The sequence below is a fragment of the Bradyrhizobium sp. LA2.1 genome, from assembly GCF_040547725.1.
Classification (GTDB): Bacteria; Pseudomonadota; Alphaproteobacteria; order Rhizobiales; family Xanthobacteraceae; genus Bradyrhizobium; species Bradyrhizobium barranii.
Genome location: NZ_JBEPQI010000017.1, coordinates 185,980 through 193,461, shown reverse-complemented (window position 1 = coordinate 193,461; position 7,482 = coordinate 185,980). Strand labels below are relative to the sequence as shown.

The following is a 7,482-nucleotide window of genomic DNA, read 5'->3' as shown; positions in this document are numbered from 1 at the left end:
CCCACGGCCTGCAACGACCTGGGGGTTTGCGGGCTCCCGTCCGTCACCGCAACGTCTACAATAGCAGACCTGCGGCGCTTCGACTTACAAGGGGTATCTCTCCGCGCGTGACTCTCTTACTTCTGAATTCGCGGAAACAACCCCTCATCCGGCGCTTCGCGCCACCTTCTCCCACAAGGGGAGAAGGAAGAGCCGCCTACACCGGAATCCGAACGCTCGCCCTTAATCCCCCCATCGGGCTGTCGCCGAGGGTGATGTCGCCGCCATGCGAGCGCGCGATGTCGCGGGCGATGGCTAGCCCCAAGCCCGTGCCGCCTTCGTCCTGGTTGCGGGCGTTGTCGAGACGGAGGAACGGCTTGAACACCTCTTCGCGCAAGTGCGCGGGAATGCCGGGGCCGTCGTCCTCGACCGTGACGGTCAAATAACGGTGATCGCGCTGGCCGTTGATGGCGATGCTCTTGCCGTAGCGCGCCGCGTTGGTGACGAGGTTGGCGAGGCAGCGCTTGAACGAGGCCGGCTTCACGGTCACCACGGGCAGGCCGTGGAACGCGACGGTCGCGGTGTGGCCGTGGCGCTCGGCGTCGCTGCGCAGCTCCTCGAGCGCCTGCGCCATGTCGGTCGGCTGCGACTGCTCGCCGGAATCGCCGCGGGCAAACGCAAGGTAGTCCTCCAGCATCATCGACATCTCGTCGACGTCCTTGCGCATGCCCTCGAGCTCTGGGTTGTCGCCAATCAGCGCCAGCTCGAGCTTGAACCGGGTCAGGATGGTGCGCAGATCGTGACTGACGCCGGCAAGCATCGCGGTGCGCTGCTCCATCGTGCGCTCGATGCGTGATTTCATCTCGAGGAAGGCGACCGCCGCGCGCCGTACCTCCCGCGCGCCGCGCGGCCTGAAGTTCGGCGCCTCGCGGCCCTTGCCGAAACTTTCGGCGGCGTCCGCCAGCCGCAGGATCGGCTTGATCTGGTTGCGCAGGAACAGCACGGCTACGATCAGGAGGATCGAGGAGGTGCCGACCATCCAGAACAGGAAGATCTCCGAGTTCGAGGCATAGGCGGCGCTGCGCTGCGCGAACACGCGCATCACGGCATCGTCGAGCTGGATCCGGATCTCGACGAGGTTGGAGCGGCCGACGGTGTCGATCCAGAACGAGCGTCCGATCTGGCGACCGAGCTGCACCGACAGCGTCTGGTCGAGCAGCGAGAAGAACGGTTTTGGGCCCGGCGGCGGCATGTCGCCGGCGGGCAGGAAGTCCACCACGAGGCCGAGGCGCTGCTGGGCGATGCGGCGGATCTCGTTGCGGTCCTTGTCCTGCGGATAGCCCTTGTAGACGTCGATCAGTGCGGCGATGTCCTGCACGACAGCGGCCGACAGGCGGCGCGTCACCGTGTTCCAGTGCCGCTCCATGAACACGAAGGCGACGACCGATTGCAGGATCACCATCGGTACGATCATGATCAGCAGCGCACGCGCATAGAGGCCGGTCGGCATCCAGCCCTTGAACGCGTTGCCCATCCAGCCATTGGCGGCGGAGACGCGGCCGGCGGCGCTCTTCAACAGCGTCAGGCCGGTATCGATCGTGCTCATCGGTCGCGCTTCACTGCTTTATGGCGAGGCCACCAGGCGGTAGCCGATCCCGCGCACCGCCTGGAGGAACAGCGGATTGGCGGGATCGGTCTCGATCTTGCGCCTGAGGCGGTTGATCTGCACGTCGACGGCGCGCTCGTTGACGCTGCCATTGCCGGTGAGCGCGCTGCGCGGCACAGTCTCACCCGGCGTTTCCGAGAGAATCCGCAACATCTCGCGTTCGCGGTCGGTGAGGTGAATGACCTCCTCTCCCTGGCGCAGTTCGCCGCGATCGAGATGGTAGACGTAAGGGCCGAACGCGATCTTCTCCACCGCGGCGGTTTGCGGCGGCGGTGCGGCGCGCTTGAGGATGTTGTTGATGCGCAGCGCAAGCTCGCGCGGCTCGAACGGTTTTGCCACGTAATCGTCGGCGCCGATCTGCAGGCCTTCGATGCGGGCTTCGGCCTCGTGCCGCGCCGTCAGCATCACGATCGGCACCGAGGATGAGGTCCGGATGAAGCGGGCGAGGTCGAAGCCGGTCTCGCCGGGCATCATGACGTCGAGGATCAGGAGATCGAAATGCAGGCCCATGAGCTTCGAGCGTGCATCGCCGGCGCTTGCCGCGGTGGTGACGCGATAGCCTTCGCTGGCGAGGAAGCGCGACAACAGATCGCGGATGCGGCGGTCGTCGTCGACCAGCAGCAGATGCGGCGCATCATCGGCCGGTTCTACCGGCGGGCGGGCGAGCGTGGCAGCGAACGGCACGTTCACTCCTTTCCGTCCTGATTGACGTTGGCGAAGATCGTCTCCAGCACCTTGTCCGGATCGTCGCGGTCGATCATCGCGCGCAGGAAACGCTTGACGGTATCGGCATCCTGCGGCGCCAGCTCGGCGAGCGCCTTGGTGATCCGCGTGGTCTGGAGCCCGGCGAGCTTCTGCACCAGCGCCTCGCCCTTCGGCGTCGCGTAGAGCAGGCGCTGGCGGCGGTCATTGTCGCCGGTCTTCTGCACGATATAGCCCTCGTCCAGGAGCTGCTTGAGCACGCGGCCGAGCGACTGTTTTGTGATGCGCAGGACATCGAGCAGGTCGGCGACCTTGAGGCCGGGATAGCGATAGACGAAATGCATGACCCGGTGGTGGGCCCGGCCGAAGCCGAAAGCCTCCAGCTCCTGGTCGGGATCGCCGACGAAATCACGATAGGCGAAGAACAGCAGTTCGATGATATCCCAGCGCAAATTGCCTCCATCGCCTGCGGCCGGCCGCGGCTCGGCTGCGTCTTCAGAGGGAGTTGCGAAATTTATGTCAGGCATATTGACGTATCTTGGGTTCAATGTTACAAAACGATCAGCCCGCACGAAATTTTAGATCGCTTCGCGTCGGGTGGCAGTTCTAGGAGCGGCCGGAGAGAGCCGGACAGGCGGCGACGGCCGAAGCAGATCTACCGTGCGATTGTCGAGCGGCATTTCGGCAAAACATACTGGACTTCCGCCTTCCGCAAAAGCATGTCCTCGGCGACATGCTGGCCACGGAAACCGGCCGTAACAAGGCTGGCGGCGGTCCAGCCACAACCTAATCAAGCCAGCCGGGCCCAAACAGGGCAGGCGGGCGCCAGAACAGCGCCGCTACCGGCAGCGGGAGGCAAGGACATGAGTATGAAATTCGACATCCAGCCCGCATCCAATCCGACATCCGAGAAGGACCGCGTCGCCAAGCTGGTGGATCCCGGCTTCGGTCGGGTTTTCACCGATCACATGGCGATCGTCCGCTACAACCAGGCCAAGGGCGGCTGGTACGAAGCACGCATCGAGGCGCGCGCCAACTTCCAGCTCGATCCGGCCGGCGCGGTCCTGCACTACGCGCAGGAAATCTTCGAAGGCCTCAAGGCCTACAAGCGTGACGACGGCGGTGTGAACCTGTTCCGCCCCGACGCCAATGCGCGCCGCTTCAAGGATTCCGCCGACCGCATGGCGATGGCGCAGCTGCCCGAGGACGTCTTCATCGAGGCGGTCGAGCAGGTCGTGCGCATCGACCGCGCCTGGATGCCGGGCGGCGAGGGCAGCCTTTATCTGCGCCCTTTCATGATCGCGAGCGAGACCTTCCTCGGCGTCAAGCCGTCGTCCGAATACATCTTCGCGGTGATCGCTTCGCCGGTTGGCTCCTATTTCAAGGGCGGACCTGCGCCGGTCTCGATCTGGGTCTCGGAGAACTACACCCGCGCCGCGATCGGCGGCACCGGTGCCGTCAAGTGCGGCGGCAATTACGCGGCGAGCCTGCGTGCGCAGGCCGAAGCGATCCAGCACGGCTGCGATCAGGTCGTCTTCCTCGACGCGGTCGAGCGCCGCTACATCGAGGAGCTCGGCGGCATGAACGTCTTCTTCGTGTTCGAGGACGGCTCGCTCTCGACGCCGCCGCTCGGCACGATCCTGCCCGGCATCACCCGCGACTCCATCATCGCGCTCGCGAAGGATGTCGGCAAGACGGTGCGCGAGGAGCCGTACTCGCTCGACCAGTGGCGCAAGGATGCGGCAAGCGGCAAGCTGAAGGAAGCGTTCGCCTGCGGCACCGCTGCCGTGATCTCGCCGATCGGCAAGGTGCGCTCGGTGAGCGGCGATTTCGACATCAGCGGCGGCGCCGCCGGCCCCGTCGCCACGGGCCTGCGCAAGCAACTCATCGACATCCAGTACGGCCGCACCAACGATCCGCACAACTGGATCAAAAAGGTGTTTTGATCGACGGCGATTACGTTTCCCCTCTCGCACAAGGGAGAGGGGAAACGCGCAACGTTTGTGGCTTATTGCGCACTGAACGCGCTGCTGCCGACACGCGACAAAGCCAGGAGACATCGAAGCATCCTGGACATCGCGAACATGGCAACAAAACTCTCCCAGCCCATGAAATGGGTCGTTCTCGCCGCAATCACCGGCGTCAGCGTTTTCGGCATCCTGACCATCGGGCCCATGCCGGAGGTCGTCGCACAAGACCGCTCGCCGATCGTCGACGTGCGCACCACCGATCCCGAGATGAACACCTCGATCGCGCGCGCCCGCGGTACGCTCCCGACCTTCTGGGCGTCCTATGACGCGCCAAAGCCGTCGGAGACCGGGCACGCCTTGAAGGTGCGCTTTTCGACCCGCAGGGGCGGAGAGCATATCTGGATCGGTGACGTGAAGAAGCTGCCGAACGGCACCTATTCGGGCCTCTTCGCCAACGAGCCGCGCGATCTGCCGGGCAAGCGGGCCGGCGACGCGGTCAAGTTCAGCGAAGCCGACATTTCAGACTGGATGTTCATGCGCAACGGCAAGATCGTCGGCGGCGAAACCATCAAGCCGACGCTGAAGTCGCTGCCAAAGGCGGATGCGGATGCCCTGAGGGCCCGGATGGAGCAGCCGTAGGTTCTCTTCCCCTCTCCCTGCCTGCGGGGCGAGGTAAAGCGAACTTCGGTTGCCGCTTTGCGCGTCGGCTGGTAAACGCCGCGCATGGCCGAGAAACCCAAAAAACCCCAGAAACTGAAGGCGCGCCTGCCGCGCGGGCTCGAGGATCGCGACCCCTCAGCGATCCGGGCGACGCGCGAGATGGTCGAGAAGATCCGCGCCGTCTACGAGCTCTACGGGTTCGAGCCCGTGGAAACGCCGGCGATGGAATACACCGACGCGCTCGGCAAGTTCCTGCCCGATCAGGACCGTCCGAACGAGGGCGTGTTCTCGTTCCAGGACGACGACGAGCAGTGGATCAGCTTGCGCTACGATCTGACCGCGCCGCTCGCGCGTTACGTCGGCGAGCGATACGGCACCGACGGTCTGGTCCTGCCCTACCGCAGCTACCGCGTCGGCTACGTGTTCCGCAACGAGAAGCCCGGCCCCGGCCGCTTCCGCCAGTTCATGCAGTTCGACGCCGACACGGTCGGCTCGGCGACGCCGGCGGCGGATGCCGAGATCTGCATGATGGCCGCGGACACCATGGAGGCGCTCGGCATCGCGCGCGGCTCCTATGTCGTGAAGGTCAACAACCGCAAAGTGCTTGACGGCGTGCTCGAGGCCATCGGGCTCGGCGGCGACGAGAACGCAGGCCGCAGGCTGACGGTGCTGCGCGCGATCGACAAGCTAGACAAGTTCTCCGCCGACGAAGTGCGCAAGCTGCTCGGTCCCGGACGATGGGATGGCGGGGAAGAAGGCAAGGGCGACTTCACGAAGGGCGCCAATCTGAGCGACGCCGAGGCCGACGTTGTTCTCGCCATCACCAAGCCGCGCGACGATTGGAAAGACGCGATCGCCGCGGCGGAAACCTACCTCGCCAAGAGCGAGATTGGTCAGGCCGGCGTGAGCGAGCTGGAAGAGATTGCCAAGCTGGTCACGGCGTCGGGTTACGGCGCGGACCGCATCAAGATCGATCCCTCCGTCGTGCGCGGCCTCGAATATTACACCGGCCCCGTCTATGAGGTTGAACTGCTGCTCGAGACCAAGGACGAGAAGGGCCGGCCCGTGCGGTTCGGCTCCGTCGGCGGCGGCGGACGTTACGACGGACTCGTTTCGCGCTTCCGCGGTGAGCCAGTGCCGGCGACCGGGTTCTCGATCGGCGTGTCCAGGCTCCAGGCCGCGCTGACGCTGCTCGGCAAGCTCGACACGCGGCCCGAGTTTGGCCCCGTCGTCGTCACCGTGTTCGATCGCGACCGCGTCGCCGACTATCAGAAAATGGTGGCGTTGTTGCGCACCGCCGGCATTCGTGCCGAGCTCTATCTCGGCAATCCCAAGAACATGGGCAACCAGCTCAAATATGCCGACCGCCGCAACTCACCTTGCGTGATCATCCAGGGCTCGGATGAAAAGGCGCGCGGCGAGCTGCAGATCAAGGATCTGATCGAAGGCGCCAAGGCCGCCGCCGCGATCGCCTCCAACCAGGAGTGGCGCGAGAGCCGCCCGGCGCAGTTCTCGTGCAGCGAAGCCGACCTCGTCGCAAAGGTGCGCGAAGTCCTGGGCCGCCATGACGTAAAGTGGGGATAGCCATTCCGGAAGGCCGTCACGCCCGGGCTTGTCCTGGGCATCCACGTCTTGTTTGATGGCGACCGTCAATGGCCGGTGTTCGGCCGCAAGGGAGAGAACGATGCCTGAGATTACCGTCAGCATGGCCGAAGGCCGCACCGACGAGCAGAAGGCCGGCATGATGCGCGACATCACCCAGGCCCTGGTGAAGAATCTCGGCGTCGATGCCGATGCCGTCGTCATCCAGATCAACGAAGCCCCGCTCCGTCACAAGATGAAGGGCGGCAAGACCTTTGTGGAGCGCGCGGCGGCTGCGAAGAAGTAGCCAGCGCTATATCGGCAGTCTCCACTGTCGCCCCCGCCGAGTGCGCAATTGCGCACGAAAGCGGGGACCCATAACCACAGGGAGTGGTTATTTGGCGAGCTGGTAACTCCGAGTCTTCGCCAAACTACTCCCTGTGGTTATGGGTCCCGGATCAGCGCTCCGCTTCGCTGCGCTTGTCCGGGACGACAGCGGAGTTTGAGGCCCCCATGGACGCACGCGACTTCATCAAGGTCGGCATGAGCGCCGAGCGCACGCTGGTAGTGCCGGCTGAGCGGACGGTCGGGCATTTCGTGCCCGGCATGCCCATGGTCTATGCGACGCCGATGATGATCCTGGAGATGGAGATGACGTCGGGCGATGCGATCCGCGCCGCGCTTCAGCCGGGCTGGGTCACCGTCGGCACCGAAGTCGACATCCGCCACCTCGCAGCCGCTCTCGTCGGTGCGACCGTGCGGACCACCGCGAAGGTGGTCGCGGTCGAGCGCCGCGTCATCCGCTTCGAGGTCGAGGCCTTCGAGGGCACGCGCAGGCTCGGCGAGGGCCGCCATGCGCGCGGGCTCGTGAATGTCGCGATGTTCAACAAGCGGCTCGGGGCGTAGCGGCGAGCGTGAATGCCG

General features: G+C 65.2%; 8 protein-coding genes. 5 read left to right on the top strand and 3 right to left on the bottom strand.

Features of this window, described 5'->3' with window-relative positions; all coding sequences use genetic code 11:
• Window positions 1-196: 196 nt before the first annotated feature.
• The 3 genes from ABIB95_RS29780 to ABIB95_RS29770 are packed head-to-tail and all read right to left on the bottom strand — an operon-like array spanning window position 197 to window position 2,874.
• Entirely contained in the window at window positions 197-1,585 is a 1,389-nt protein-coding gene (locus tag ABIB95_RS29780; protein ID WP_028151545.1) for an ATP-binding protein, read from the bottom strand.
• An 18-nt stretch (window positions 1,586-1,603) separates the two neighbouring features.
• A complete protein-coding gene (locus ABIB95_RS29775) occupies window positions 1,604-2,335 on the bottom strand; it encodes a response regulator (RefSeq protein ID WP_028169830.1) in 732 nt (243 codons plus the stop codon).
• Window positions 2,332-2,874, bottom strand: coding sequence for a MarR family winged helix-turn-helix transcriptional regulator (locus tag ABIB95_RS29770; protein WP_354244574.1), 543 nt, complete (start codon window positions 2,872-2,874; stop codon window positions 2,332-2,334). Before ABIB95_RS29770 ends, ABIB95_RS29775 begins: the two co-directional genes overlap by 4 nt.
• A 336-nt stretch (window positions 2,875-3,210) precedes the next feature.
• On the opposite strand from ABIB95_RS29770, the gene ABIB95_RS29765 reads away from it, so the two are divergent.
• From ABIB95_RS29765 to ABIB95_RS29745, 5 genes are all read left to right on the top strand, one after another.
• Window positions 3,211-4,293 carry a branched-chain amino acid aminotransferase gene (locus ABIB95_RS29765; protein WP_354244571.1) on the top strand — a complete coding sequence of 361 codons (1,083 nt, stop codon included), beginning with the start codon at window positions 3,211-3,213 and terminating at the stop codon, window positions 4,291-4,293.
• A 138-nt stretch (window positions 4,294-4,431) separates the two neighbouring features.
• Complete coding sequence (locus tag ABIB95_RS29760; RefSeq protein WP_354244568.1) at window positions 4,432-4,956, top strand: YegJ family protein; 525 nt, start codon at window positions 4,432-4,434, stop codon at window positions 4,954-4,956.
• An 84-nt stretch (window positions 4,957-5,040) separates the two neighbouring features.
• A complete protein-coding gene (gene hisS / locus ABIB95_RS29755; protein ID WP_354244565.1) occupies window positions 5,041-6,561 on the top strand; it encodes a histidine--tRNA ligase in 1,521 nt (506 codons plus the stop codon).
• Window positions 6,562-6,616: 55 nt separating this feature from the next.
• The gene (locus tag ABIB95_RS29750) at window positions 6,617-6,865 is read left to right on the top strand and encodes a tautomerase family protein (RefSeq protein WP_071909549.1); all 249 of its coding nucleotides are present in this window, start codon (window positions 6,617-6,619) and stop codon (window positions 6,863-6,865) included.
• Between the two features lie 206 nt (window positions 6,866-7,071).
• Window positions 7,072-7,464 (top strand): thioesterase family protein, encoded by a 393-nt coding sequence (locus ABIB95_RS29745; protein WP_354244562.1) that lies wholly within the window; start codon window positions 7,072-7,074, stop codon window positions 7,462-7,464.
• Window positions 7,465-7,482 lie beyond the last annotated feature (18 nt).

Excerpts from the sequence above, each read along its gene's own strand:
- ABIB95_RS29780 (WP_028151545.1), bottom strand. The coding sequence starts at position 1,585 with ATGAGCACGATCGATACCGGCCTGACGCTGTTGAAGAGCGCCGCCGGC.
- ABIB95_RS29770 (WP_354244574.1), bottom strand. The coding sequence starts at position 2,874 with ATGCCTGACATAAATTTCGCAACTCCCTCTGAAGACGCAGCCGAGCCG.
- ABIB95_RS29765 (WP_354244571.1), top strand. The coding sequence starts at position 3,211 with ATGAGTATGAAATTCGACATCCAGCCCGCATCCAATCCGACATCCGAG.
- ABIB95_RS29760 (WP_354244568.1), top strand. The coding sequence starts at position 4,432 with ATGGCAACAAAACTCTCCCAGCCCATGAAATGGGTCGTTCTCGCCGCA.
- hisS (WP_354244565.1), top strand. The coding sequence starts at position 5,041 with ATGGCCGAGAAACCCAAAAAACCCCAGAAACTGAAGGCGCGCCTGCCG.
- ABIB95_RS29750 (WP_071909549.1), top strand. The coding sequence starts at position 6,617 with ATGGCGACCGTCAATGGCCGGTGTTCGGCCGCAAGGGAGAGAACGATG.
- ABIB95_RS29745 (WP_354244562.1), top strand. The coding sequence starts at position 7,072 with ATGGACGCACGCGACTTCATCAAGGTCGGCATGAGCGCCGAGCGCACG.